This is a genomic window from Martinezella lusitana, from assembly GCF_014207095.1.
Taxonomy (GTDB): Bacteria; Pseudomonadota; Alphaproteobacteria; order Rhizobiales; family Rhizobiaceae; genus Rhizobium; species Rhizobium lusitanum_B.
In genome coordinates this window covers 327919-353232 of record NZ_JACHBG010000006.1, presented here as the reverse complement: position 1 = coordinate 353232, position 25314 = coordinate 327919, and the positions used below count along the sequence as shown (strand labels likewise).

Annotated in this window: 23 protein-coding genes, 1 pseudogene and 1 riboswitch; of the genes and pseudogenes, 8 read left to right on the top strand and 16 right to left on the bottom strand. The window is 59.1% G+C overall.

The window, feature by feature from the left end:
• Positions 1–92 precede the first annotated feature (92 nt).
• A pseudogene (locus GGD46_RS16210) lies at positions 93–212 on the top strand (HU family DNA-binding protein); the annotation flags it as partial.
• A gap of 118 nt (positions 213–330) precedes the next feature.
• On the opposite strand, the gene GGD46_RS16205 reads toward GGD46_RS16210, so the two are convergent.
• The 5 genes from GGD46_RS16205 to nrdH form a co-directional block, all read right to left on the bottom strand.
• Complete coding sequence (locus GGD46_RS16205; protein WP_184705588.1) at positions 331–1182, bottom strand: glycerophosphodiester phosphodiesterase family protein; 852 nt, start codon at positions 1180–1182, stop codon at positions 331–333.
• A 173-nt stretch (positions 1183–1355) separates the two neighbouring features.
• Positions 1356–2330: a class 1b ribonucleoside-diphosphate reductase subunit beta gene (nrdF, locus tag GGD46_RS16200; RefSeq protein WP_184705586.1), complete on the bottom strand. Its 975-nt coding sequence runs from the start codon at positions 2328–2330 to the stop codon at positions 1356–1358.
• Between the two features lie 24 nt (positions 2331–2354).
• Positions 2355–4508, bottom strand: a complete 2154-nt coding sequence (gene nrdE / locus GGD46_RS16195; protein WP_184705584.1) for a class 1b ribonucleoside-diphosphate reductase subunit alpha — start codon at positions 4506–4508, stop codon at positions 2355–2357.
• Positions 4496–4891 (bottom strand): class Ib ribonucleoside-diphosphate reductase assembly flavoprotein NrdI, encoded by a 396-nt coding sequence (nrdI, locus tag GGD46_RS16190; RefSeq protein ID WP_184705582.1) that lies wholly within the window; start codon positions 4889–4891, stop codon positions 4496–4498. The genes nrdE and nrdI overlap by 13 nt, the downstream gene beginning before the upstream one ends.
• A gap of 10 nt (positions 4892–4901) precedes the next feature.
• A complete protein-coding gene (nrdH, locus tag GGD46_RS16185) occupies positions 4902–5120 on the bottom strand; it encodes a glutaredoxin-like protein NrdH (RefSeq protein WP_184705580.1) in 219 nt (72 codons plus the stop codon).
• Positions 5121–5371: 251 nt separating this feature from the next.
• Positions 5372–5589, bottom strand: a riboswitch (cobalamin riboswitch).
• A 163-nt stretch (positions 5590–5752) separates the two neighbouring features.
• Between nrdH and aztD the strand changes: the two genes are divergently transcribed.
• Positions 5753–6991, top strand: coding sequence for a zinc metallochaperone AztD (aztD, locus tag GGD46_RS16180; protein ID WP_184705578.1), 1239 nt, complete (start codon positions 5753–5755; stop codon positions 6989–6991).
• 98 nt (positions 6992–7089) lie between these two features.
• On the opposite strand, the gene GGD46_RS16175 is transcribed toward aztD, so the two are convergent.
• Entirely contained in the window at positions 7090–8235 is a 1146-nt protein-coding gene (locus GGD46_RS16175) for an acyltransferase family protein (protein WP_184705576.1), read from the bottom strand.
• 150 nt (positions 8236–8385) lie between these two features.
• Positions 8386–9123, bottom strand: coding sequence for a GntR family transcriptional regulator (locus GGD46_RS16170; RefSeq protein WP_184705574.1), 738 nt, complete (start codon positions 9121–9123; stop codon positions 8386–8388).
• A 150-nt stretch (positions 9124–9273) separates the two neighbouring features.
• Here GGD46_RS16170 and GGD46_RS16165 point away from each other — a divergent pair, with 150 nt between their 5' ends.
• The gene (locus GGD46_RS16165; protein ID WP_210325590.1) at positions 9274–10587 is read left to right on the top strand and encodes an MFS transporter; all 1314 of its coding nucleotides are present in this window, start codon (positions 9274–9276) and stop codon (positions 10585–10587) included.
• A 29-nt stretch (positions 10588–10616) separates the two neighbouring features.
• A complete protein-coding gene (manD, locus tag GGD46_RS16160) occupies positions 10617–11819 on the top strand; it encodes a D-mannonate dehydratase ManD (protein ID WP_184705572.1) in 1203 nt (400 codons plus the stop codon).
• A gap of 23 nt (positions 11820–11842) precedes the next feature.
• Here manD and GGD46_RS16155 read toward each other — a convergent pair whose 3' ends face one another.
• The 3 genes from GGD46_RS16155 to GGD46_RS16145 form a co-directional block, all read right to left on the bottom strand.
• Entirely contained in the window at positions 11843–12958 is a 1116-nt protein-coding gene (locus GGD46_RS16155) for an FUSC family protein (protein ID WP_184705570.1), read from the bottom strand.
• A gap of 249 nt (positions 12959–13207) precedes the next feature.
• Complete coding sequence (locus GGD46_RS16150) at positions 13208–13750, bottom strand: DUF1269 domain-containing protein (RefSeq protein WP_184705568.1); 543 nt, start codon at positions 13748–13750, stop codon at positions 13208–13210.
• A 53-nt stretch (positions 13751–13803) separates the two neighbouring features.
• Entirely contained in the window at positions 13804–14094 is a 291-nt protein-coding gene (locus GGD46_RS16145) for a hypothetical protein (RefSeq protein ID WP_184705566.1), read from the bottom strand.
• A gap of 713 nt (positions 14095–14807) precedes the next feature.
• Here GGD46_RS16145 and GGD46_RS16140 point away from each other — a divergent pair.
• Positions 14808–15572, top strand: a complete 765-nt coding sequence (locus GGD46_RS16140) for a putative nucleotide-diphospho-sugar transferase (protein WP_246806325.1) — start codon at positions 14808–14810, stop codon at positions 15570–15572.
• Between the two features lie 56 nt (positions 15573–15628).
• Here the strand turns inward: GGD46_RS16140 and GGD46_RS16135 are convergent, their stop codons facing one another.
• Complete coding sequence (locus tag GGD46_RS16135) at positions 15629–16558, bottom strand: phytanoyl-CoA dioxygenase family protein (RefSeq protein ID WP_184705564.1); 930 nt, start codon at positions 16556–16558, stop codon at positions 15629–15631.
• Between the two features lie 97 nt (positions 16559–16655).
• On the opposite strand from GGD46_RS16135, the gene GGD46_RS16130 reads away from it, so the two are divergent.
• Positions 16656–17480, top strand: coding sequence for an AraC family transcriptional regulator (locus tag GGD46_RS16130; RefSeq protein ID WP_184705631.1), 825 nt, complete (start codon positions 16656–16658; stop codon positions 17478–17480).
• A gap of 70 nt (positions 17481–17550) precedes the next feature.
• Here GGD46_RS16130 and GGD46_RS16125 read toward each other — a convergent pair whose 3' ends face one another.
• The gene (locus GGD46_RS16125) at positions 17551–18447 is read right to left on the bottom strand and encodes a helix-turn-helix domain-containing protein (protein ID WP_184705562.1); all 897 of its coding nucleotides are present in this window, start codon (positions 18445–18447) and stop codon (positions 17551–17553) included.
• A gap of 95 nt (positions 18448–18542) precedes the next feature.
• Here GGD46_RS16125 and GGD46_RS16120 point away from each other — a divergent pair, with 95 nt between their 5' ends.
• Together GGD46_RS16120 and GGD46_RS16115 are read left to right on the top strand one after the other, a co-directional pair.
• On the top strand, positions 18543–20105 hold the full coding sequence (locus tag GGD46_RS16120) for a 4-hydroxyphenylacetate 3-hydroxylase N-terminal domain-containing protein (RefSeq protein ID WP_184705561.1): 1563 nt from the start codon (positions 18543–18545) through the stop codon (positions 20103–20105).
• A gap of 10 nt (positions 20106–20115) precedes the next feature.
• Positions 20116–20628 (top strand): flavin reductase, encoded by a 513-nt coding sequence (locus tag GGD46_RS16115; protein ID WP_184705558.1) that lies wholly within the window; start codon positions 20116–20118, stop codon positions 20626–20628.
• An 80-nt stretch (positions 20629–20708) separates the two neighbouring features.
• On the opposite strand, the gene GGD46_RS16110 is transcribed toward GGD46_RS16115, so the two are convergent.
• From GGD46_RS16110 to GGD46_RS16095, 4 genes are all read right to left on the bottom strand, one after another.
• A complete protein-coding gene (locus GGD46_RS16110; RefSeq protein ID WP_184705556.1) occupies positions 20709–21410 on the bottom strand; it encodes an ABC transporter ATP-binding protein in 702 nt (233 codons plus the stop codon).
• Positions 21407–23122 (bottom strand): ABC transporter permease subunit, encoded by a 1716-nt coding sequence (locus tag GGD46_RS16105; RefSeq protein ID WP_184705554.1) that lies wholly within the window; start codon positions 23120–23122, stop codon positions 21407–21409. The genes GGD46_RS16110 and GGD46_RS16105 overlap by 4 nt, the downstream gene beginning before the upstream one ends.
• Entirely contained in the window at positions 23109–23978 is an 870-nt protein-coding gene (locus tag GGD46_RS16100; RefSeq protein ID WP_184705552.1) for a branched-chain amino acid ABC transporter permease, read from the bottom strand. Before GGD46_RS16100 ends, GGD46_RS16105 begins: the two co-directional genes overlap by 14 nt.
• Positions 23979–24083: 105 nt before the next feature.
• Positions 24084–25265 (bottom strand): ABC transporter substrate-binding protein, encoded by a 1182-nt coding sequence (locus GGD46_RS16095; protein WP_184705550.1) that lies wholly within the window; start codon positions 25263–25265, stop codon positions 24084–24086.
• Positions 25266–25314: the final 49 nt, after the last annotated feature.

Genomic DNA, 25314 nt, shown 5'->3' with positions numbered 1-25314 from the left:
AGGGCTTGGCGGAGGCTTGAGCTGTATGCTGGGAAACTCGCACGTACAGTTCTTAGGGAGGAGCGGCCCGGCAACGGGTCGTTCCTACCCGACAGGATACGCCGGAGCGCGAAGCTCGCAATCCGGGAACGGGCGCGACCATCAAGGTTGCAGCAGCAAAGAAGCTCACCTTCACGCCGGCAAAGGCCTTGAAGGACGCACTTAACAAGTAATGCCAGCTTTGAGCCATTGAGGCTCGATGCATCAGACGGCCGGCCCTCGCGGAGTGGGCCGGCCGTCAGCATTCGCGACTTGATACGGCGGACGCGATCTCGCCGGAGCGCGACAAGATCAGCTCAACCTGCCACGAGCAGATGGTCGGCGGTTATCAAGATGGGCTCTTAGAGCTGCAGGCTCATCCGTCTGGATCGCTGAAATGCCGGCGTCGATCAAACGGCCCCAGACCGCTTGCGGATCCTGCAATGCAGCGGAGTCTGTGAAACCGGCACACGAAACCGCGTCCAGCGTATTGACCCAGAGCGCAATGCCGGCCTGCTTGAAAAGTACCCGGCGCTCGGCAACTTGTTCCAGCCTGTCGAAATAGATTTCGCATAGGAATGGATTGAGTTGAAGCAAGAGGTCCAACTGACTGTCGGCATCCGGTGCCTCAAGGCGGGTCTTCGCCATGAAAGGGACGGCCTGCGACGAGACATTGGCGCGGATCCATGCCAGATCCTCCTTCGTCTTCAGATTGCCCCAGAAATCGACTTGCTGATCGACGCCCATGGCGCGGGCGCATGCGATTACTTCCGGGATCAAATCCCTGTGCTTGACGTCGAGATGGAGGAAAATTCGATCTCGCGTCAGATCGAAGACCTCCTTCAGGCTCGGCAGCGTCTCTGCCGTCATTGGGTTCCCCTCGCCCCCATCGCGATCACGCAAGGGAAGGCTGCATAATTGCTGCCGAGTTAGCGCCTCGGGCTGTTTATCGAGGCCTGCCATTCGTTTGAGCGTATCGTCGTGCAGGAGAACGAGCTCTCCGTCGCTACTGCGCCTTATGTCGATCTCGACCACGTCATAGCCGGCAGAAATCGCTCGCTCTATCGACAGCAAGCTGTTTTCCGGCGCCGCATGCCAGAGCCCGCGATGAACGATGATCGCGCAGTCGCGCGCGGGATCGGCGATATAGTCGATGTAGTTCATGACACGTCCTTTTCTTGCGCCGAACCGGGCGTAGCACAGGACTTTGTCAGAGCTGCAAAGCACGACGCACATCGTTGGGCCGCAAAGCTCGCCGAAAAAGGACAATCGCAGCCTCATGGCTGCGATTGGAAATCATCAGGCATTCCATGTCACGGAGCAGCCAGGTCGGCTCCTCAGAAGTCCCAGTCCTCATCCTCGGTGGCAACGGCCTTGCCGATGACATAGGACGAGCCGGAGCCGGAGAAGAAGTCGTGGTTCTCGTCGGCATTCGGCGAGAGCGCCGAAAGGATCGCCGGATTGACCTTGCAGGCCTCCGCAGGGAACAGCGCCTCGTAGCCGAGGTTCATCAGCGCCTTGTTGGCGTTGTAATGCAGGAATTTCTTGACGTCTTCGGTGAGGCCGACGCCGTCATAGAGCGCTTCGGTATACTTTGCCTCGTTGTCATAGAGCTCGAGCAGCAGGTCGAAGGCGAAATCCTTGATCTCCTGCTTGCGCTCTTCCGAAAGCCGCTCCAGTCCGCGCTGGAACTTGTAGCCGATATAGTAGCCATGCACGGCTTCATCGCGAATGATGAGACGGATCATGTCTGCAGTGTTGGTGAGCTTGGCGCGGCTCGACCAGAACATCGGCAGATAGAAGCCCGAATAGAACAGGAAGCTTTCGAGGAAGACGCTGGCGACCTTCTTCTTCAGCGGATCGCCGGATGCGTACTGTTCCATGATCAGCGTCGACTTGCGCTGCAGGAATTCATTCTCCTCCGACCAGCGATAGGCGTCGTCGACGTCGGGTGTCAGGCAAAGCGTCGAGAAGATCGACGAGTAGGAACGCGCGTGCACCGCTTCCATGAAGGAGATGTTTGAAAGAACGGCCTCTTCATGCGGCGTCGCGGCATCGGCCATGAGCTTGACCGAACCGACGCCGTTCTGGATCGTGTCAAGCAGGGTCAGGCCCGTGAAGACGCGGATCGTGAGCTGCTGCTCTTCCGGCTTCAAGGTCGCCCAGGATGGGATATCGTTCGACAGCGGCACCTTCTCGGGCAGCCAGAAATTGCCGGTCAGGCGGTTCCAGACTTCGAGATCCTTATCGTCATCGATGCGGTTCCAGTTGATCGCACGGATACGACTTGCCGGCTTGAATTGCATGTTCACGGGAATGTCCTTTCAAACCGGAAATCACAGGGCGCAGGAAACGCAGCCTTGCACCTCGGTGCCGGACAGCGCCATCTGACGAAGACGGATGTAATAGATGGTCTTGATACCCTTCTTCCAGGCGTAGATCTGGGCCTTGTTGATATCGCGAGTGGTCGCGGTATCGCGGAAGAACAGCGTCAGGGACAGGCCCTGATCGACATGCTGCGTGGCCGCCGCATAGGTATCGATGATCTTTTCCGGTCCGATCTCGTAGGCATCCTGGTAGTAGTCGAGATTATCGTTGGTCATGAAGGCGGCCGGGTAGTAGACGCGGCCGATCTTGCCTTCTTTGCGGATCTCGATCTTGGAAACGATCGGATGGATCGAAGAGGTCGAGTGGTTGATGTAGGAGATCGAGCCTGTGGGAGGCACGGCCTGCAGGTTCTGGTTATAGAGCCCGCCTTCCATCACGGCCTTCTTCAATTCCAACCAGTCTTCCTGCGTCGGGATGGCAATGCCGGCCTTTTCGAACAGCTCGGCCACATGCGCGGTCGCCGGCTTCCATTCCTGTCCGGTATATTTGTCGAAATATTCGCCGGAGGCGTATTTCGAATTCTCGAAGCCCTTGAAGCTCTGGCCCCGTTCGACTGCGAGCAAGTTGGAGGCGCGGACGGCATGATAGGTCACGGTGTAGAAATAGATGTTGGTGAAATCGACGCCTTCTTCGGAACCGTAGAAAATGCGTTCGCGGGCGAGATAGCCGTGCAGGTTCATCTGGCCAAGGCCGATGGCGTGGCTGTCGTCGTTGCCCTTCTCGATCGAGGGCACAGAAGAGATATGGCTCATGTCGGAGACGGCGGTCAGCGCGCGGATCGACATTTCGATCGTCTTGCCGAAATCTGGGCTGTCCATCGCGGCCGCGATGTTGAGCGAGCCAAGGTTGCACGAGATGTCCTTGCCCATATGCTTGTAGGAAAGGTCCTCGTCAAATTCGCTCGCTTCGCTCACCTGCAGGATTTCCGAGCAGAGATTGCTCATGGTGATGCGGCCGGCGACCGGGTTGGCGCGGTTCACCGTGTCTTCGAACATGATGTAGGGATAGCCGCTTTCGAACTGGATTTCGGCAATCACCTGGAAGAAGTCGCGCGCCTTGATCTTCTTCTTGCGAATGCGGCTGTCGGCCACCATCTCGCGGTACTTTTCCGTCACCGAAATTTCGGTAAACGGCACGCCATAGACCCGCTCCACGTCATAGGGCGAGAACAGGTACATATCGTCATTGTTCTTCGCGAGCTCGAAGGTGATATCGGGAATGACGACGCCAAGCGACAACGTCTTGATGCGGATCTTTTCGTCGGCATTCTCGCGCTTGGTGTCGAGGAAACGCATGATGTCGGGGTGGTGGGCGTTCAGATAGACGGCGCCGGCCCCTTGTCTTGCACCCAGCTGATTGGCGTAGGAGAAGGAGTCTTCCAGCAGCTTCATGACGGGAATGATGCCAGAAGACTGATTTTCGATGTGCTTGATCGGGGCGCCAGCCTCACGAATATTAGTGAGAGACAGTGCCACACCGCCGCCGCGCTTGGAGAGCTGCAGCGCGGAATTGATGGCGCGACCGATCGACTCCATATTGTCTTCGACACGCAGCAGGAAGCAGGAAACCAGCTCGCCGCGCTGCTTCTTGCCGGCATTGAGGAAGGTTGGCGTCGCCGGCTGGAAACGGCCGGAAATGATTTCGTCCACCATGTCGCGTGCAAGCTGCTCGCTGCCGCGGGCGAGCGCCAGCGCAACCATGCAGACACGGTCTTCATAGCGCTCCAGATAGCGCTTTCCGTCAAAAGTCTTCAGCGTGTAGCTGGTGTAATATTTGAACGCACCGAGGAACGTCGGAAAACGGAACTTCTTCGCATAGGCATGATCGAAGAGATCGCGCACGAAGTTGAAGGAATACTGATCCAGCACCTCCTGCTCGTAGTAGCCTTCAGTCACCAGATAATCCAGCTTCTCCCGCAGGTTATGGAAAAACACAGTGTTCTGGTTGACGTGTTGAAGGAAATACTGCTTGGCCGCCATGCGGTCCTTGTCGAGCTGGATTTGACCCTGCTCGTCATAGAGGTTCAGCATGGCATTGAGGGCGTGATAGTCCAGTGTCGTTTCCGTGGCCTTTGCTGGCCGGTCAAGCGTTAGCGTGTCCAAAATCGTTCCAATCCGTGTCTGACATTGGCAACATCCTCCGCCGTCCCCAAAAGCTCGAACCGATACAGAAACGGCACTTTGCATTTGTCGGAGATGATGCTGCCGGCGATACCGTAGGTCGCCCCGAAGTTGCTGTTGCCCGCGGCGATGACCCCGCGGATATTTGATCGGTTATCCGCATCGTTGAGGAAGCGGATGACCTGCTTGGGCACGGCACCTTTGCCCCCTTCGCCGCAATAGGTCGGGACAATGAGAACGTACGGACGGGCAGCTCTAAGCTCCTCGCCTGCTGAAAGCGGGATGCGAGCGGCCGGCAAGCCAAGCTTGGCAACGAAGCGATGGGTGTTCTCGGATCTGCTGGAAAAATAGACGAGCTCACCCACCTTCAAGTCCTCAGGCGAGGGCGCTGATCATGTCGGGACGGAAACCGGCCCAATGCTGTTCGCCGGCGATAACGACCGGAACCTGACGGTAGCCGAGGCCTTGCACCAGCTCGTATGCTTCGCTGTCGGTGGAAACGTCGACGATGGTGTAATCGATGCCCTGGCGGTCGAGAGCGCGGGTGGTCGCAGTGCATTGTACGCAGGCGGGCTTGCTGTAGACGGTAACCATTGGATGTCCTCGTATCTATATATAGGCGTGCAAAAGGGTCCGGGCACCAAAGGATGCCCGCATTCGGGATGACAGCAGAAACGGATGCAGCTCGCGGCTGGTCGCTTAAGCGACCGTCATTCGCGAAGCCGGATATGGGTACTCAAAAACATGGACTTCACCCCGAAGCTATTCATGCGGGGCATTCGCGGGAGCAAAGACGACGACAATCATGCCGCGCGAACCTTCGCTCGCCATCCGGACACCCCGCCCGTGGACGTTATGCTCGAGGCAGGTCTCCTGGCTCACGGGTCGCAGCATTCGATCCGCCTTCCCAAGACGCTGGTCTCAGTGGCCATTTCGAACGAACACTCGCCGCTCACAGTTGCGGGGGCAGCTACGGCTTGGCAATCATCATGGCTGCCGACCGTATTCCCATCTTAGCCTCCAATCCTTGCGAATCAAAGGAACCTCGAACACTATATATAGTATATGAGGTTAAAATTGCGTCAACTGGTTCCGACATCCCTGCCTTAATTTGAATGTTGATAATGTGTGGATAGCACCACCAAACCCTGCATCTGTGGGGCTGGACAACCATGATGTTACTTTATAACAATTGATATGTAATGTTATTACATAAAGGATCATCCATGTTTTACTCTCGTTCAAATCACCTTCTCGCAGCCACCTCGCTGGTCTGCGCATTGTTATTGCCATTCTCGTCTCTCGCCGACGACGAAGTCGCATCGGAGACATGGAGATTGTTCGTCGCAGACCATAGCCTGCCGGTGGTTCGGGCAATCGACGTCGCGAGCGGCAAGGAGATCGGCCGTTTCGACATCGAAGGATATGCATCCCTTTCGCTCAGCCAATCCGGCAGGACAGTCTTTGCCGTACAGGGCGAAAAGAATGTGGTGCAAGCAGTCGATACCGGCATATCTCTTTCCGATCATGGCGATCACCGCGATATCGCCCTTTCCGATCCGAAACTGCTTGCAACCGTGATCAAGGGCGAGAAGCCGGGCCATGTGGTCAGCCACGCCAACGAGGTGACGATCTTTTATGATCGCGGCGGCAAGTTCGACCTCCTCTCGGAGGCGGATCTCCTCCAAAACAAGCCCGAAATTCGCGCATTTAACACGACCGCCGCCCATCACGGTGTCGCGGTGCCGATGGGCAACTACCTCCTTGTGTCGGCGCCCGATCTGAACGAGCCGGTGAAGGAAGGCGAATTGCCGCCGCGCCTCGGGCTGCGGATAGTTGATCGTGAGGGGAAGCAGGTCGGTCAAATTGGAACCTGCACAGGCCTACATGGCGAAGCAACATCTGCCCGGCTGGTCGCCTTCGGTTGCGAAGAAGGCGTGCTGATCGTTCGCCCAGGCGGAGTCGACGGCCCGAAGATGGAGATGCTCGCCTATGGTGCGGCATTGCCGAAGGGCAAGGTTTCGACCCTGCTCGGCGGCACATCTATGCAGTTCTTCCTCGGCAATTACGGCGAGCAGAACATCGTGCTCATCGATCCAGACGACAAGACCACTCCCTACAGGTTGATCGAACTTCCGACCCGGCGCGTGGATTTTGTGCTTGATCCGGCCAAGCCGCAACATGCCTACGTCCTGACGGAAGATGGCAAATTGCATCTTATCGACGTGGTGGACGGCGTGATCGCAAAATCAGAGCGCGTGACCGAACCCTACAGCAAGGATGGCCATTGGCGCGATCCACGGCCGCGCCTGGCTGTTGCCGGTAATCTCATCGCCATTACCGATCCCCGCCAAAGCAAGGTGCATCTGGTCGACGGAGAGACCTTAAAGGAGGTTCGCGATATCCACGTAGAGGGGCAGCCCTTTGCCATCGTCTCCTCCGGCGGATCCGGCGCCACCCATTGAGGTCGCGCATTTAATGGCGCGAATGCACGACAGGACCTTCGCGGCCCCAACGCAAGAGAGAAACCGGCTATCTCAGCCGGTTCAATCGCCACGCGACATCACGCGAAGCGGGCGGTGAACATCGCTTTACAGGAAGCCTCAAGCTGCCGCTTCAACTCATAAAGCAGCGCGCAGATCGCAAGGGTAACAACGACGATGGGGACGAACAGCGAGGCAGACATCAGTCCGAGTTGATCCAATACGTAGGCGATAAGCAGCATGACGGTCTGATGAAGCACATAGTAGGTAAGAACCGCCCGGTTTAAATAGCGGATGACGGCATTCTCGGTTTTGAACCAGATTCTTGCGTAGCCGAGAACGGTGACGATGGTACACCACTGAAAAACGCCCGCAATTGCTTGCCCGACAACCAGGCGCCATTTTTCAGGCTCCGGCAGCGGCATCGCCACAAACAGCAACGCCAAGACCAGCGCACATGCCAAAGCCAGGCACAAGGCCGGCCTTCGCATGCTGACAACCGCGTCCCAATAGTCATCACGCATGGCCAGTGCCGCTCCGATGAAGAAGCAGGCGATATAGATGGCGTGGCTATACCAGTCACCCAACAGATTAGGCGTCGGCGGAAATACCGGCCTGAGCAGGAGCCGCAGCAGCACGAAGAACATGATGGGCAGGATGAGAAGCCATTTTCCGGTCAGCCATGAGGCGAGCCCGTCACCAGCAATAACCAAGAGTTGCGGCCTCGCCGATACGGCAAGCGTCAGGATAGCCGTATAGATCCAGAGATAGGCGAGATACCAAAGATGCTGCATCCCCGCGAGTTGCGCCAGTTCGCCGTCCGGCAGGCGTATCGGCGTCCACGTGAGGTAGTGCCAAACGACATCGTAGAAGCTGACATTCACGTCCAGACCGGCATTCAACCATACGTAAATCTGGGGAGGTATCAGAAATAGCAGCCCCAGCAGCAAAGGTATCAGTAATTGTCTCGTGCGCGCGCTCCGCAATGCCTCGGGAGATTGCCGCGTCAGCAACATACCCGTCACAGTCCCCGAGATGATGAACAGGAGGGACATCCGCCAAGGATGCGTCCATAAGTGAATAATATCGAAAATAGGAGAGGTGTCCGGCGCCTTTAGCAGGAAGCTTCTCGAATTATACATCAAGCTGACGTGGTAGACGATCAACAGCATGAAAGCTGCGACCCTGAGGAAATCCAGATCGTATCTGCGCGGTACCTTATTCATAGTTTAGCATATTCAACCTCAACCCTTAATGCATTGCCAAAAAGGGAAGGAAAAAATCATGCCGTGCAGTGCTTGCCGGCGGGCACCATCGAAATCCCCGCGGCGGCCAAGCAGTGATGTCGGCATCCTGATCGATCAGCAAGGCCCTCTTCAGTTGATCGGGCCAGCTATTCCGGTTCGCACGGTCATGTCGGCCAGGCTCACATCGAGCGTCGCGGGATCGATCGATTGGCGCACCTGCAGCAGCATGCTCGACAGGTCCTGCATCATTTCACGGACGAATTTCTCGGTATTCGCGCGATCTCCGGAGACGATGAGCCGCAACAAGGAAATGTGGCTCTCAATCATGGTCGCCATAGACGCGCCGGGGCCGAGATAGGTGTGGAATATCCATCCGGTGCGGCGATAGAGCGTCTGCAGCGGGATGAGCGTATTTGCCAGAAGCGGTTCGCCGGATGCGGTCAGGATCGCCTTGTTGAGCAAACGATCGGTGAAGTTGAAACGCTCCAGGCTAAGCTCCGACTTTGAAGCCTCCAGATCAGTGATGAAGGTCCGCAAGATCTTGTGGTCCTGCGGCGTGGCACGTTCGCTTGCCAGCCCGCAGCCGATGACCTCCATTTCCGTCCGCAAGGGAAGCAATGTTCTTTCCTGAGCCAGATTGACCGGCGCGATCCTCAAGCCTGAACGCGGGCTGACATAGATAAGCTGGTTGGCCGAGAGGCGCTTTACGGCGTCATGAACGGGCGTGCGTCCCAGGCCGGATTGCTGCTGCAACTGCTGGATGGTGTAGCGCGCACCCGGCTGCAGCTCCGTGGAAACGATCATACCTTCGAGGCGATCATAGGCTTCCTCTGACAGGCTCCGGGTTTGCTTCTCCGTCTTCGTCATCGCGCAGTCGATCTTTTCCCGCCCGGCCCAGCCGTCGCGTCCCACATCCGATCAACCTGGATCGGCATTGACTTTCGGCTGCATATATCAAAATTATTGCCTCATGTGAAATTTCAGATTAGTAGCGTGATATTTCATATGGGAGGATTCATGACAATCGAACACTCAACCACTGCCGCGACGATGCAGCGGCCATCCACCAATCGCCGTTGGTGGATCGGCGCCCTGTTAGCGCTCGGCGTTCTCGTCAACTATTTCGACCGGGTGAACCTGACGGTCGCCTCGCCCTTCATCCAGGACGACTTTCACATCGGCCCGGCTGAGATGGGCATACTTTTCAGCGCCTTCGGCTGGACATATGGCTTCCTGCAAATCCCCGTGGGCATGCTGCTTGACCGGTTCGGCGTCCAGCGCGTCATGCGCTGGAGTACATTCTCCTGGGGTGTTGCTTCCATCATCACGGCCTTCTCGACCGGCATGCAGACGCTCTTTCTTTCACGCATGCTTCTCGGCGTCGCCGAAACACCCGGCTTCCCTGCCAACTCGAAGGCAACCGGCTATTGGTTTCCGCGCCATGAGCGCGGGCTTGCAACGGCTCTCTTTGATGCGGCTGCAAAATTCTCCAATGTCATCGCCATTCCGCTGGTCGCCTTCCTGATGCTCCACTTCGGCTGGCGCGGCGGCTTCATCGCCACGGCGATCATCAGCTTCGTTTTCTTCGCACTGTTTTGGCTATTCTATCGCGACCCCGGAGCCGACAGGAATCTCTCGAACGAGGAACGCACCTATCTGAAGGCCGGTGGTGCGGCGCAGGAAGGCGAGGCCTCCGCCAATGCCGTTGGCATGCTCGGCTATCTCCTGCGCAATCGCAAGGTCTGGGGCCTTTCGATCGGCTTTGCCGCCTATGGCTACGCCTTTGCCCTCTTCATCTTCTGGCTCCCGGGTTATCTTGTGAAGGAGATGCATATGGATATTCTGAAGTCGGCAAGCTTCACGACAATTCCCTGGATCTTTGCCACGGCTTCAGACCTTCTGATCGGCGGCTGGCTGATCGACCACTTCATCCGCAAGGGTCTCGACGAATCCCGGGTACGCAAGACGATCATCGTCCTCGGCATGCTGATGGGTCTGGCCGTAGTCGGCGCCGGACTGACTGCCGATCCCTATTGGGCGATCCTCTGGATCACAATCTCTCTGAGTGGCCTTGCCGCGGCTGCACCGGCCGGATGGTCTATCCCCGCTCTCATCGCGCCGAGGGGCGGTGCCGCCACCGTCGGCGGCATCATGAACTTCCTTAACAGCGTAACCGGCATTGCCGCTCCGATCATCACCGGCTTCATCGTCGGGGCCACGCAATCCTTCAGTCGTGCCTTCCTGCTGGCAGGTGTGATGCTGGCGATCGGCATCGTCTCCTATGTCTTCGTCCTCGGTCGCATCGAGCAGATCCCCGATCCGAAGGCATGATTTCGTTTAAAGACCAGGAAAGGTTTCCCATGAAAATCACCAATGCGAAGGTCATCGTCTGCTCGCCTGGGCGCAACTTCGTCACCCTCAAAATCGAAACCGATGACGGGATTTACGGCATCGGCGATGCAACGGTGAACGGCCGCGAGCTGGCCGTCGCCTCCTACCTGCAGGATCATCTCGTTCCCTGCCTCATCGGCCGCGATGCGTCGCAGATCGAGGACATCTGGCAATATTTCTACAAGGGCGCCTATTGGCGCCGCGGCCCGATTACCATGGCGGCGATCGCCGCCGTCGACGTGGCACTATGGGACATCAAGGCCAAGGCGGCCAACATGCCGCTCTACCAGTTGCTCGGCGGTGCCAGCCGCACGCATATGCTCGCCTACACCCATGCAAATGGCGAGACGATCGAGGAGACGGTCGACAAGGTTGCCGCCTTCAAGGAAGAGGGCTGGAAGGCAATTCGCGTGCAAAGCGCCGTTCCTGGCCTACCGGTGACTTACGGCGTCGAAAAGGTCGGCTCGCTCGCGCAAGCAGAGGACAAGCCGCGCGAAACGCTTTGGGACACGCCCACCTATCTGCGGTTCCTGCCGAAGCTTCTCGACCATCTGCGCGATCGCTTCGGCTATGATCTTCACCTTCTGCACGACGTTCATCATCGCCTGACCCCGCAAGAGGCGGCAGCGCTTGCGAAGGAGGTGGAACGCCACAGGCTCTTCTGGCTCGAAGACGCGGTTCCGGCCGAAAATCAGGAGTCCTTCCGGCTTATCCGGCAGCACTCCACCACGCCGCTCGCACTCGGCGAAGTCTTCAACTCGATCCACGATTGCCGCCAGCTGATCCAGGAGCAGCTAATCGACTATATTCGTACAACGCCGCTGCATGCCGGCGGCATAACCCATGTGCGGCGCATCGCCGATCTTGCGGGCCTCTATCATATCCGCACCGCCTGCCATGGCGCGGCTGACATGTCGCCGATCACCATGGGTGCGGCGCTGCATTTCGATCGCTGGGTGCCGAATTTCGGGATCCAGGAATATGCCTTCCATCCGGATGAAGCGAAGAACGTCTTCCCACACGAATGGCATCTGAAGGACGGCCAGCTCTATAGTGGCGAGAAGCCGGGACACGGCGTCGATATTGATGAGAAGGCTGCTGAAAAATACCCCTATCGGCGAGCCTATCTCGACGTGGCACGGCTGTCGGATGGAACCATGTGGAGTTGGTGATGCTCAGCGAACGGCCGGCGTGCTCAAGTCGGCCGTTCGCTTTCATCGCCGCGGCTTTCTCGGATGCGGTCGGCGAGATCGAGGAAATTTTGTCGTATTCGGCGCAGGGTGAAATCGAAGCCGAACAAACGCCCGCTGTCGCTGAAAGCGACCGATTGGGCAGCCTCGGAATGCTGAAATGCGTCGAAGACCGCTTGGAAAGCACTGTCCGCATCGGACAGACGATCTGAATCGATATCGCCTCCCTCTCTCAGTGCTTTCCCGCAAGCCTCGGCAAAGGCGGCTTGGGCGCGCAGAACCAGTGCAGCCTGTGGCCCGATCGCCTCGACCACTTCAACGGGAAAAGGCGCTTCGAACAGGTGGCTGACATAGGTCATGTCATTGCGAATGCGCCACAGCGAACGCGGAATGGCGTCGGAAATTCCCTGCTTTGCCAGCCATAGAGATCGCTCGCGCTGTGCATCGGTCAGCAACGCTTCCGTTGCCACCAGCGATTGCCGCAGCCCGATATTGGCCTCCGCCGCCGACACCGCTTCGCCCTTTTCAGCTGCAGCCGCAAGCATCCGCATGATCTGGGCCATCACATCGAGCGCCGATGCGAAGCGATCGAGCACAACGGTTCGCGAACGGGTCGGCAGGATGAAGAGGCTGGCGAGCACGCCGATGACACCTCCCAGTGTGATTTCCGCGATCCGGTCAATCACGAAAACCTCCACCGGAACCGCCTGCGAATGCGTCAACATTACGATCGCGGCCGTCAAACCTGCGTTTTTCAAGCGCGGCGCTCGCACGGAAACGAAACTTGCAAACCCGACGACACTGATCAGTGCGACCCCTATGGGAAGCGGCTCGTGCGGCGTCAGAAACACGGCTATGCCGCCAAGCACCGCACCGGCGACCGTCGCAACCAGACGGTCGACGGCCATGCCGGCTGTGGCACCGACCGAAGCCTGCATGACAATCAGTACCGTAAACACAGCCCAATAGCCCTGCTGAAGGTGGAGCAACTGGGAAACAGCATAGGTGACCGTACAGGCGATCATGACCCGCAACGCCTGTATGGCTGCGCGCTTGGTCTGAAACGTCGAGGTTTTCGGTGGAGGCGGAGGTCCGCTTTGACGAGATGCGGGCTCGATCATCGCGCGGCCTCACGGGTGTAGACGTGTGTTGACAATGGCCGTGCGGGGTCTTGCCCCTCCCCTTCGAGTGTGGCGGCATCAGCAGCCGCACCTTCGCCGGACAATGGCAGCAATTTCTCCAGTAGGAAAGAAGGTGGACGCGTGCAGATGGCCTGCGCCGCACGCCATCAAGGCTCTATAAGATGAAAGCCCGAACAACCGCTGAAGTCGTACGGGCTCCAATATGCGACGAGCCTTGAGATCCGCGGATCACGCCGTGGCTGGGGCGGCGGATGGCGTCAGCGTGTCGTCGAGAAGCGCTTGCCGCAGCCGATCTTCTTGCTCCGGCGAAAGCGAGGTGCGAAGCAGGCGCGCGTGATCGCCCTTAAACTCGGCCAGCACCTTCTCAGGCTGGACCTTGCGGATCAGCAGGAAAAGCGCTGAGCTTTTTGCAGGGATGGTGTCAGCCAGCCTCTTGATGAGGTCGTCGTCGATACCGTAATCCGCCATCGATCCGGCCAATGCGCCGGATCCCGCGCCGAGCGCGCCGCCGACAACCAGGCCTGCCAGCGGATTCAGAAACAGCAGGCCGACCAGAGACCCCCAAAGGGCGCCCGATAGGCCGCCGCTTGCCGCACCCGCAGCAGTGAGATTGACGCTTTGCTTGAGACGAACCTTGCCAGTTTCGTCTCTGACCGCAATGACGGCGTCTTCCAGATCGATCAGATATTCCTTCTCTAGCTGAACGAGACGATTGAGAACGGCATCCGCCTTGTCGGCATCATCAAAACCAAGCACCACGAGTTCAGACATCAAAAATCCTCCAGGGTCGTGTCGACGTGACGGCAGATAGTGCACCGCCGCGATTAGTGAACAGCCGTGCTGATCATTCGATACGGATGGCTGGCCTTGAACTGGGAGATGACCTCAGTGGCCTGTTGCAGCACCTTGTCTGCACTTTCCGGATCATCGCGGGCGAGCTCATCCGCGTGAATGCGGATCGCCTCGGCCATATTGTTCGAAAACGCCGCGAACTGCTTGTCGCCTTCAACCAACGCTTCGTTTGCGGCATCTTCCAATGTCAAAGCGGCATCGATCAGGATTTCCTCGCGTTCTTCAACGCTCAACTCTTCTATTACTCTGGTTCTGTCTTCCATTTTGACCACTCCAAATAGACGTGATGGATATCGAGCTCATGAAGCCTCGAATACTAGACAGCTAAGAAGAGGGAATTTCAGATTCAAGCCCCCGGGGCCTCCAATCAAGGTCAGGCGTGCCCGGATTGCATGGCTTGCACATCGAGGGCTGAAGGATCTCGAGCTCGTGTACGGAGCTTGGTTGCGTACTTGTCAATGCTTGCATAAATCACAGCAAGCCACCAAGGGCTGCGACTCGCTATTCACCGCCCCCGCCGAGCATCCAGCGGATGTCGGAAATCATAGAAAAATGGTGCCGTATCCTTAGAAAGCGTGACCTGCCGGGCCGCCTTTCAGCGAGAAGTAAGCAAAGGCCGCTAGGAAAAATAGGACGATGGCGACGGCGACCAGCAGGCGCTTCCGCCATGGCGGTATTTGCCTTGGCGGCTTCGGCTTGGGACGGCGCTCAAATTTGACAACATTATCGGACATACAGACCGGATTAGCGAAGATCAAACGGTTTGCCAATCCAATATTACCATAAGCGAGGTCACCTTCCGACTAGCCATTAGCCCAAATCGCTCAAGCGAACTCTCAATCTGACCTGCGACACACCGGGGGCGTGCAAGTGGGCCGACCGCCAATATCAACGGAAATGCAAAACGGACCTGACACAGATCGCGAATTGCGGAGCAGGCCATTGAACGAATAGACAAAGCCCCGAAGGTGCCTTCTTGAATATATTCAACATGGTGCGCCCCTGGACAGCCCAGCAGCGCGCGCTCATCGTCCCGTTCCCTGCCCGGCAAGATCTGGAGAGGCGCAAATCCGCAGCGACCGACGCCGATGGTCCTGTGGTGGCTTTCTTCACCGCCGGCAGCTTCTACGAACAGGAAGAGAAGCGCATGGCCCGTTCAGCCGAGAGGATCGGCCTGAAGGTCCTTGCGACAGCATTGCCCAGCGCCGGAAGCTGGGTGCTCAATGCAGGCCTCAAACCCGGCTTTCTCACGCAAGAAAGATCAAGGTTGCGCGGACCGCTGCTATACGTCGATGTCGACGCCGTCTTCCATCGCAATCCCTGGCCGGAACTTCGTAAACTCGATTGCGATATTGCCGCTTACTATGAGACCAACGGCCGTCTGGTCAGCGCGACGATCCTGATCAACGACACGCCGGCGGCGGCGCAGCTTCTGGAACTCTGGCGGCAGGGATGCGTTGCCAATCCCGAGATGTGGGATCAGCTCGTTCTCGAACATATCATTGCCGAGGATGAAAAGAGCGTTCATCCGCAGTTTCGCGTCGTCAAGCTGCCCGTCTCCTTCTGCTGGATTTTCGATCGTGTCGAAAACGAAAGCGTCGCCGAGGTCTATATCGAGCAACTTCAGGCCAGCCGGGAGGCAAAGAAGCGCAAGCGCTGGTTCGGCCGCATCGGCAAACGCCTGAAACGCCGCCGCGACCGCATCGATGAGATAGAGCGCATCCTGTGTAGCGGTCGCTGACCGGAACCGGCCTCCCCACTTCGGCCGGCATCCGGATCTGTGCTGGCTTGGTCCTGTTAGAGCATGTCGCCAAGCGACCAATGGTTGTTCCAGCGAACGTCGATCTCATCCTCTACATTCTGATAGCGGATGTCGGTGGACAGACGCAGTCGCTGGCGCTCATCCTGATTGGTCGTCGAGGCATGAATCATGAAGGGCGAATGCAACATCACGTCGCCGGCCTCGTAGTCGGCGATCAGCCAGCGCGTGTCGAAACGCTCTGCCATGTCAGGCAGGTCCTTCGAGACCCACCCGCCCTCTGTCATGTTGCGATTGTAAGCGCTCACGCGCTCCTCGGGGCTAAGGTCGCTGTTCTGTTCGGCGAAGTCGCGCTCCATTCGCGCGCCGATGGCATGCGAGCCTTCGAGATAGGTCAGCCCACCCATTTCGACCGGAATGTCTCCGATCGGGATCCATGCCGTCACGACCCGACTGGTGCCGCCCCGAAGATAGACGAGATCATAGTGCGCCGGCGTTGCCGTCGTCGTACCCGGCCGAACATGGCGCATGATCTTGCGCTTGTGCAGGTAGGAGATGCCCGCCAGGAATTCATCCATGAAACGGGCCATACGCGGCTGCGCGCAGAACCCCTCATAGGCGACGGAACGGACCAAGGCCATCAAATAGCGGTCCACCGCTTTGCTATCCGGAGTGATCGCAGAAGCGATCCCGTCGCGCGGGTCCGTGCCGGATGCGATGAGGCCGGTTGCCGCCAGATGGCTGAATACCCAGCCCCGGAACTCGATCACCTCGCTTCGCGGCAGAAAGCCTTTCAACCAGACATATCCGTTCTCTTCATAAAGCCAGCGGATCGCGGCGACCCCGATACCCGGATCGGTCGGAGTGAGGTAACCGAGCCGATCTGCCGTCGTCGACAGCTGTTTCCCATTCGCCACGAGACTGGGGCCTTTCCCGTCTCTGTGCGTCACCCCCATGGAAATCGACATTTCACTCGCCCGCTACAAGAGTTGAAGACCCATTGAATCTAGCGAAAAGAACTGCTTTCCTACATGGAGGAAAATCATGCTGGACTTTTCGCTCACCATGGAAACGACAGACGCCATCTATCGGTCACCTCTTGAGGCCATGGGAGGACTGGCCATTATCGGCAGCGGGAGGCAGCACGTCGCTCATTGGGTGAAAGCCCGAAAGCTGCCGAGCTATGCCGCCGTTCTGATAGAGCAAGGCAACGGGCATCTTGAAACCGATGCCGTCGGTCGTAGGAGCGTAGAAGGCCCTGCCCTTTTCTGGCTCTTCCCGAACAGGCAACACTCCTACGGCCCGGATACGGATGGCTGGAGTGAGCGATGGGTGCTTTTCGAAGGCTCGCTCGTCCGCGATTTCCTGCGGCTACGGCTTATCAATGAGCAGAATCCGATCGCTTCTTTACGCAACCTCGACCGTATGCAACGCCTCTTCAGCGCCCTTCACGCCAATCTGCTCGAAGATACCCCACTTGCCAGTGCCTCGGCAGCTTCAGTGCTGCATCAGATCGTCATTCTCGCGGCCCATCAGGTCAGTCAAACAAAGCCTTCGCAAGCAGATGGAGCCGATCTCTCCGAGATCATCGACGCGCTTCGCAAGAAAGCAATGCAGCCTCTCGACATGACGGCTTTTGCGGCCGAGCACGGCATGTCGCCGGCAACGCTGCGTCGGAAATTTCTGGCGGAAATTGGGTTGCCGCCAAAGGCTTTTCAGCTTCGGCTGCGCATGGACCACGCCAAGGAGCTGTTAGCGACGACGGACGACAAGATCGAACTCGTCGCCTCCAAGGTTGGGATCGTCGACGCGTTCTACTTCTCGCGTCTGTTTCACGAGCGGGAAAACTGTACACCGCGCGAGTTTCGCCAACGCTACAGCAGAAGTTGAGCCGCAGCGAGATCGCGCATCAGGCCCTTGATGGCACGGTCATACCCACTGGAAACTGCCGCGTCTGCGTTCATATCTCGGCATCGCCGCCGATCGAGCTTCGCTCCACATTCCGACGTCGCCACGCGGCCGGAGCCTCTCCCATCCGCTTGCGGAAGAACCGCGAGAAGTAGGCCGGATCCTCAAAGCCAACTTCCCGGCCGACATCCTCGACCGAGCGGATCGTGAACATCAACAGGCGCTTGGCCTCCAGCAGACGCCGCTCGAGCAGCAGTTCCTTGACGGTAAGCCCGAAAACCTCGCGCGCGGCCTTGTCGAGTAGATGAGGTGTGGTGGCAAGCAGTTCGACGTAGCGGCCGACCGGCCAATCGCTCCGATAATGGCGATCGATGGCGCTTCTAAGCGCCAGCGCAAGGGCAACGGTCGGTGAGGCTTGCGGAAGCGCCGCGCTGCCGCCAAGGCGCCCCACCAACGAGAGCACGACGCCAACCAATCCCAATATGACTTTCTCGTTCTGCCCGCCACGATCCGCATATTCGGCGCTCACCATTTCAAGCAGCGCATCGACCCGCTTCCAGGATGGATCTTCCGGCCGCCCCGTCAGAAATGTCGGCGCATCGAGGCCGAGGTCCACCTGAGAGGCAAGCGTCTTCAACGTATCGTCCGATACCGAGACCACAATGGCGTCGGACTGATCGTCAACCTCGAATCCATGAATGATGTTGCTTGGGACGAAGCTGATCGTCGGAGCGGAAAAATTCCAAGTTTCATCCTCAATACGATAGCGACCGCCACCTTTGAACCAATAGGTGATCTGCCCCATAGATGGGTGCTTATGCGCCGCCACGTGCCCGAAATGCAGTGTTTTCCGGTCCATGACCGTCTCCACATGCAGAAAGCCGATGTCAAGCACACGGCTTGGCTCGCCATAGACAAAGAAATTCGGGATCTCGTTTTTCTGCGACATGCCGGAAAAAGTACCAGCGAATTACCTCCTTTGTCCATGGCCGCGGCGCCGGCGGCGACGTAGCATCGGTCATGATCTCAAGGGAGGAATACGAGATGCGAGCCGAAGACCACCGCAGCGACAAGAGCCGTCCATTTACCGGCGCCGAATATCTGGAAAGCCTGCGCGATGGCCGCGAAGTCTACATTAATGGCGAACGCATCGCCGATGTGACGGCGCATCCCTCCATGCGCAATTCCGCTCGCTCGATTGCGCGCATGTATGATGCGCTGCACGACGAAAAGTCCAAGGAGCGCCTGACGTCGCCCACCGACACTGGATCCGGCGGCTACACCCATAAATATTTCCGGGTGGCGAAATCCTCCGCCGAGCTTGTGGCCCAGCAGGGCGCCATCGCTGATTGGGCACGCATGTCCTATGGCTGGATGGGCCGGACCGCCGATTACAAGGCCGCTCTGATGAACACGCTCGGCGCCAATGCCGACTGGTACGGACCATTCAAGGACAATGCGCTTGCCTGGCACAAGCGCGCGCAGGAGTCCGTGCTTTTCATGAACCACGCGATCGTCAATCCGCCGATCGACCGTCATAAACCTGCCGATGCCGTCAAGGACGTCTTCGTGCACATCACCAAGGAAACCGACGCCGGTATCTATGTGTCCGGTGCCAAGGTGGTCGCGACCTCTTCGGCGCTGACCCACTACAACTTCCTTGCCCAGAGTTCGGCGACCGTCACTGAAGATCCGTCGCTATCGGTCATGTTCATCGTTCCGATGAACGCGCCCGGGATCAAGATGTTCTGCAGGGTTTCCTATGAGCAGACCGCCAATACTGTGGGGCAACCCTTCGACTATCCGCTGTCGTCGCGCTTCGACGAAAATGACGCGATTCTGGTGCTCGACAATGTCTTCGTGCCCTGGGAGGACGTGCTCGTGCTGCGCGATGCGGCCAAGATCCTGTCTTTCCACCCGGCTTCCGGCTTCATGCATGGCTATTGCTTCCAGGGTTGCACGCGCTTCGCCGTAAAACTCGATTTCATCGCCGGACTGCTGGCCAAGGCGCTGCGTGCCACCGGCGGTGACGCCTTCCGCGGCAATCAGGCGGCACTCGGCGAAGTCATCGCGCTGCGCCACATGTTCTGGTCCTTTTCCAACGCCATGGCCTACAATCCGCAGCCCTGGGCGAATGGTGCAGTGCTGCCGAACATGGAAGCAGCCCTCTCCTACCGCACCTTCATGTCCGAAGCCTATCCACGCGTCATCGAAACGGTGCGCAAGGTCGTCGCCTCCGGCCTTATCTACCTGCCCTCATCGGCCAAGGATTTCGGCAATCCGGAGATCGATCGCTACCTCGCCCAATATGTGCGCGGGTCCAACGACATGGGCCATATCGAGCGCATCAAGATCATGAAGCTCTTATGGGACGCGACCGGCACCGAGTTCGGCGGGCGGCATGCACTCTATGAGCTGAACTATGCCGGCGCGCCCGAAGAAGTCCGTCTGCAGGTTCTGAAAGGCGCCGAGCGCGGCGGTCGGCTGAAGGAGATGGAGGCACTCGTCGACCGGTGCATGAGCGACTACGACGAAAACGGCTGGACTGGAGACACCTGGCTTCCGCCGCTTGGGCAAACCTCCCCTATCCGCAACGCTGCCGAGTGAGGTCGTTGCTATGGAGGAGCAACTTTCGAAAACCGAATTTCGCAACGCGATGGCCCGGGTCTGCGCCCCGGTCAACGTGATCACCACCAACGGCCCTGCCGGCCGCGGCGGCTTTACCGCCACAGCCATGTGCAGCGTCACCGACGAACCGCCGACGCTTTTGGTCTGCATGAACAGCCGCTCGACGCAGACGGCACTCTTCTTCGAAAACCGCCGCTTTTGCGTCAACGTCCTCACGCAGGAGCATAAGGAGCTGGCCGGCTACTTCGCCGGTCAACGCGCCGAGATGGAAGAACGTTATGCCGCGGCAGAATGGGTGGATTTCCGCTCAGGCAGCCAGGCGCTTTCCGACGCGATCGTTTCCTTTGATTGCCGTTTGACAGAAGCACGCCTCGTCGGCACGCATCACATCTTCATCGGCGAGGTGATGGATATCCGCAGTCGCAGGGATGGGCACGCCCTACTCTACTTCGACCGTAACTATGTCCATGTCCCAACCCAGGCCGGCAGCTTCGGCGGCTGAGCAGCAAAGATGCCTACGACAAAATGGGGATGCGATCCGTAATCGCATCCCCATTTGCCATCTTGAATACCGTTAGGTCGTTAGGCGGCGGCATCGCCGAGATAAAGACGATGCAGATGCGCCGGATCGCCGGCGAGCGTCGCGCAATCACCGTCATAGACGATCGCTCCGCGGCGCAGGACATAGGCACGGTCGCCGATCGCAAGCGCAAGCGCCGCGAATTGCTCGACGAGAATAACCGCCATGCCGGAATCGGCCAATTGCCGGACCGCCCGCATCAGGCGGCTGACGATGACAGGCGCAAGACCGGAGGACATTTCGTCGATCATGATGACCTTCGGCCGAGTCAGCAACGAACGGGCGATGACGACCATTTGCTGCTCACCGCCCGACAGCATGCCGGCCTTGATATCGCGACGCTGACGCAGCTCCGGAAAGAGGGCGTATGCCTCCTGAAGATCGGCGGCAGGATCGAGTGCGACCTTGAGATTCTCCTCGGTGGTCATTTCCGGAAAGACCGTTCGCCCCTGCTCGACGTGACTGATGCCGGCACGAGCGCGCAAGCCTGCGCGCAGCTTCAGAAGCTCGACGTCATCCATCGTCACCGAGCCCGCCGCAGCGGGGATAATGCCCGACAGGCTTTCGAGCAGCGTCGTCTTGCCGGCTCCGTTCGATCCAAGGAGTACGCTGATTTCACCGCTCGACACGCTGAGATCCACGCCCCGGACGACGGGAATGCCGGAGCGGTTGACGACGAGGCCGTTGATGGAAAGTGCGGTCATTCGGCAGCCTCTTCGAGTTCGATGCCCATATAGGCCTTCTGGACGATCGGCATGGCAAGCACGGCTTGCGGGGCGCCGTTGGCGATCACGCGCCCGAAATCGAACACCGTGATCCCCGAGCAGGCCCGCCGTACGAGATCCATGTCGTGCTCGATCAGAAGCACGGCGCTGCCGAAAGTCTCGGGGATAGCAGCAATGCGTTCACCCAGCTTGACCGCATCGGCATAGGATTGGCCGGCGGCAGGTTCGTCAAGGAGGATTACGGGCGGGCGCGAAGCGACGACGCCAGCGACATCGAGCAGGCGCCGGGTCCCCGCGTCGATCGACGCAATCGGCGTGTCGGCGGGCGGACAATCGAACCATTGTAGAATGGCGGAAAGTTCGTCATCGCTGATGGCGCCTGCAGCAAGCCGCACATAGCCGCCGACGCTGAGTTCGGGTGCGATACGTGTCGTCTGCCAGGTCCGGTGAATACCCAACCGGGCGCGGCTGGTGGCCGAGAGACCCTCCAGCGGCTTGCCATTCAGCTTCACCGAGCCGTCATAGCGGGCCAAAAAGCCCGCGATCGCATCGACCATGGTCGACTTGCCGGCGCCGTTCGGCCCGACCAGGCCGACGACGGTTCGCGCAGGCACTTTGAGGTTGACTTTATCGAGCGCCACGACCGCGCCGTAGCGGACGGTGAGATCGCTGACCTCGAGCGCCAGACCCGGTTCATGAGCGGCGCTTGGGGGCAAGCGGCCCGCATCTTGATGGGAGGAAGCTTCCCGGCGGCGGGGCAACAGCTTGCGCCCGAGCCGCATCCAGGTCTCGCTGATCGTTTCGCCGGAGGAGAGCGCATGCACAGCACCGATGGCGAAGAAGACATTGCCAACGTCCTGCGGCAGATTGAGCCTGCGCAGCAGTTCCGGAAACAACGTGATCAGTATGCCGCCGATGACGGCGCCGAGCGTGAAATGCGCACCAACCATGGTCGCGACGGCGAACAGCGCCAGCGATTGCATCATCGAGAAGTTTTCGGACACCAACGTTCCGAGATAGCCGGCGAGAAGTCCGCCCGACACGCCGGAGATAAAGGCGCTGATGGCGAAGGCGCTCAGCTTTGCCCGCGGTATCGAAACGCCATGCGCCGCGGCTGCACGCTCCGAATGTCGCACCGCAAGCCAGGAAGCACCAAGCCGCGAGCGGCTGACGAATTCGAGACTGACGGCAATCACCCCATAGACAATCAGCACGAAGATGAAGAAGCCATAGTCGCTCTCAAAAAGCGATGGGCGTACGACCTGCGTGAACGTGGTCTGCCCTGGGAAAGTGATCGTCGCCAACACCGTATCGAATGCGGCGGAGAAGCCGAGAGTAACAATCGCAAGGTTGATGCCGCGCAGGCGCAGCGCTGGCAGGCCGATGGCTATGCCGACCGGCACGGCGGCAAGACCGCCGACGATCATCCACACCACGAGGCCGCCAGGTGCCTCGATAACGTTCAGATATCCTGTCACCCAGGCGCCGACACCCGCGAAAGACATCTGGCAGAGCGAGATCATGCCCGTGCGGCCAGCGACGAGACCAAGGCTTTGGAGCGCGATGCCGGTGATGAACACCGCGGTCAGCAGGAACACCCAGTACTTGGGCAACAACAGAAGAATGAGCGCGCCGACTGCGGCAAGCGATAGGGCCGTGACAACGGCGGCGCGGAAACTAGCGTGCTTCATCCCAGCGGGCTCCTCTTTGCGACCACAGGAGGACAGCAAGAATGACGATGAATGGAACGGTGCTGCGATACTGGCTGACGAGATCGATGGTGCTGACAGCACCCTCCAGAATGCCGATCGTCAGTCCACCCAAAAGGGCGGCGCGGAAGCTGGCAAATGCGCCGATCAACGCGGCGGCAAGCGCTGGCACGACAAGAAGGCTCAGCGACGAAAAATCGGGAGAGCGCAGCGGCGCGATGATCATCAGCGCGAAGGAGGTCACGCCGCCTGTTACGGCCCAAACTCCAAGCGCCAGCAATCTTACGCGAATGCCGATCAGCTCGGCTGCCATCGGCCGCTGCGACAGAGCGCGCAATTGCAGCCCTATCCGCGTGCGCGCCAGGAACTGCTCCGTCACTAAGGTAAAGACCACGGAAAGAAGCAGTGTCGTCACAGCCGCCCAGGTAACTTCGACGCCGGCGAGGCGGAACGCCGATCCGGGGATCAGCTCGGGAAAATAGTGGGGATGCTGGCCGCCGGTCAGCCGCAAGCCGATGGCGATGATGCCGACCAGAAGCGCCGCCGTGACAGCCGCTTTGGTGGAGGCATTCACATTGGCAAACCAGGTCGTCATGACGAGCCCTATCAGGACCCCGGCCAGGGCGCCGGCGGCAATTCCCGATAGCGCCGCCGGGAGGAGCGGCATGCCGGCCTCGTGCAGCGCGACCATGATGAAGGTACCCGTGGCGCCGATTGCGGCACCGGTAAAGTTCACCACGGCTACGAGGCGGTAGGTGAATATTGCGCAAACGCCAAGGATGGCATAGGCGCCGCCTGCGGAAAGACCAGCCACGGCGGCTGTAAAGAGAGCGTTCATTCAGAGACTCCGGAAGCGGGCACACCGCCTCACCAGATCAGATCATGGTCGGGGCTCATCGCCTGGCCTTGTCTCGGTATCGACAAGGCCAGGCGCGCAGCCTTCTTACTTGGCCTTCGCCAAAGTATACCAATCCGGTGTTTTGACTGTCCACTTGCCATCGACAAGCTGCATGACCTTGGTCGCCTTCATGGGCGAATGCGCCCTGGCTTCGCCGAAGACATAGGGACTGCCAGCGAGGGAATACTGCATTTCCTTGCCCCCCTTCAGCGCCGAAGAGACGGTTTCGCGGGTGACTTCGCCGTCGATGCCCGAAATCGTGTCGATCATCACCTTGGCGGCGAGATAGCCACCCTGCGAGAAGGCGGTCTTTGCGAGGCCAGCCTTGTCCATGGTCTTGGCCCAGTCGGTGTTGGCAGCGGTGTTTTCGGTGTAGGGCTCCCATTCGGTGCCGACATAGACGGGCTGCTTGCTACCGGCCAGTGCCTTGGCAACGCCCTCCGTGTAACCGGGTGCGAGGAACAGCCAGTTGATGCCCGAGATCTTCTGCGCATCGGCAGTCTTCACCCATTGCACCACGCCCGGCTCAACCTGGTTGGTGAGCACGGCATCGCAGCCCGCGTCGCGCGCCTTGATTACGTAAGGCGTGAGGTCACCCTGCGGCGGCAGCGTCATGTCGACGAGGCCGACCTTGTTGCCGGACAGCTTCTGCCAGGCCGCAACCGCGTTGCCATAGGCTTCCTGCGTGCCGCCCAGGATCAGGAAGAAGGCGCAGACCTTCTTTGCTCCAAGGTTTTTCGTCGCATAGTCAAGCATAACCGTGGTCAGCGTGAACGGGCCGACGTTCACGGGCGAGATGCTCGGCGCATTGAAGCAGAGGGGGTCGACGCCCACGCCCTGAACCGCGAGCACGTCATTGCGATTGTAGGTGCCGGCATTGACGGCGCAGTCGAGCAGGCTTGCGCCGCCTGCCAGAGCCACGACGCCTTTGTTGTCGATGAGGTCGCGTGCCGCTTGGGCCGCTACTTGCGGGTCGCCCTTATCGTCGGCCAGCGAATAATCGATCTTGCAGCCATTGATGCCGCCTGCGTCGTTCAACTGCTCGAAGACGGCCTTGGTAGCCTTCGGCGCGTCGGAAAAGTCGACGACGCCGGTGACCGTCGAGACGGCGCCGACCTTGATCGGCCCGCTCTTGCAGGTCGGTCCGGCCGCGAAGGCTGACGAACCCGTGAAGGCCATGCCGGCAACAGCCAGGCCAACGGCGATGAGTGTGGATGTCAATTTCATTCTCTTCCCTTCCCTCCTTGTAATTTGCGGCGTTTCCTCTTCGCCGCTG

What these genes read in the sequence shown, in the direction of transcription:
- GGD46_RS16205 (WP_184705588.1), bottom strand. Translation starts at nt 1,182, where the DNA reads ATGAACTACATCGACTATATCGCCGATCCCGCGCGCGACTGCGCGATC.
- nrdH (WP_184705580.1), bottom strand. Translation starts at nt 5,120, where the DNA reads ATGGTTACCGTCTACAGCAAGCCCGCCTGCGTACAATGCACTGCGACC.
- aztD (WP_184705578.1), top strand. Translation starts at nt 5,753, where the DNA reads ATGTTTTACTCTCGTTCAAATCACCTTCTCGCAGCCACCTCGCTGGTC.
- GGD46_RS16175 (WP_184705576.1), bottom strand. Translation starts at nt 8,235, where the DNA reads ATGAATAAGGTACCGCGCAGATACGATCTGGATTTCCTCAGGGTCGCA.
- GGD46_RS16170 (WP_184705574.1), bottom strand. Translation starts at nt 9,123, where the DNA reads ATGACGAAGACGGAGAAGCAAACCCGGAGCCTGTCAGAGGAAGCCTAT.
- GGD46_RS16165 (WP_210325590.1), top strand. Translation starts at nt 9,274, where the DNA reads ATGACAATCGAACACTCAACCACTGCCGCGACGATGCAGCGGCCATCC.
- manD (WP_184705572.1), top strand. Translation starts at nt 10,617, where the DNA reads ATGAAAATCACCAATGCGAAGGTCATCGTCTGCTCGCCTGGGCGCAAC.
- GGD46_RS16155 (WP_184705570.1), bottom strand. Translation starts at nt 12,958, where the DNA reads ATGATCGAGCCCGCATCTCGTCAAAGCGGACCTCCGCCTCCACCGAAA.
- GGD46_RS16150 (WP_184705568.1), bottom strand. Translation starts at nt 13,750, where the DNA reads ATGTCTGAACTCGTGGTGCTTGGTTTTGATGATGCCGACAAGGCGGAT.
- GGD46_RS16145 (WP_184705566.1), bottom strand. Translation starts at nt 14,094, where the DNA reads ATGGAAGACAGAACCAGAGTAATAGAAGAGTTGAGCGTTGAAGAACGC.
- GGD46_RS16135 (WP_184705564.1), bottom strand. Translation starts at nt 16,558, where the DNA reads ATGTCGATTTCCATGGGGGTGACGCACAGAGACGGGAAAGGCCCCAGT.
- GGD46_RS16130 (WP_184705631.1), top strand. Translation starts at nt 16,656, where the DNA reads ATGGAAACGACAGACGCCATCTATCGGTCACCTCTTGAGGCCATGGGA.
- GGD46_RS16125 (WP_184705562.1), bottom strand. Translation starts at nt 18,447, where the DNA reads ATGTCGCAGAAAAACGAGATCCCGAATTTCTTTGTCTATGGCGAGCCA.
- GGD46_RS16120 (WP_184705561.1), top strand. Translation starts at nt 18,543, where the DNA reads ATGCGAGCCGAAGACCACCGCAGCGACAAGAGCCGTCCATTTACCGGC.
- GGD46_RS16115 (WP_184705558.1), top strand. Translation starts at nt 20,116, where the DNA reads ATGGAGGAGCAACTTTCGAAAACCGAATTTCGCAACGCGATGGCCCGG.
- GGD46_RS16110 (WP_184705556.1), bottom strand. Translation starts at nt 21,410, where the DNA reads ATGACCGCACTTTCCATCAACGGCCTCGTCGTCAACCGCTCCGGCATT.
- GGD46_RS16105 (WP_184705554.1), bottom strand. Translation starts at nt 23,122, where the DNA reads ATGAAGCACGCTAGTTTCCGCGCCGCCGTTGTCACGGCCCTATCGCTT.
- GGD46_RS16100 (WP_184705552.1), bottom strand. Translation starts at nt 23,978, where the DNA reads ATGAACGCTCTCTTTACAGCCGCCGTGGCTGGTCTTTCCGCAGGCGGC.
- GGD46_RS16095 (WP_184705550.1), bottom strand. Translation starts at nt 25,265, where the DNA reads ATGAAATTGACATCCACACTCATCGCCGTTGGCCTGGCTGTTGCCGGC.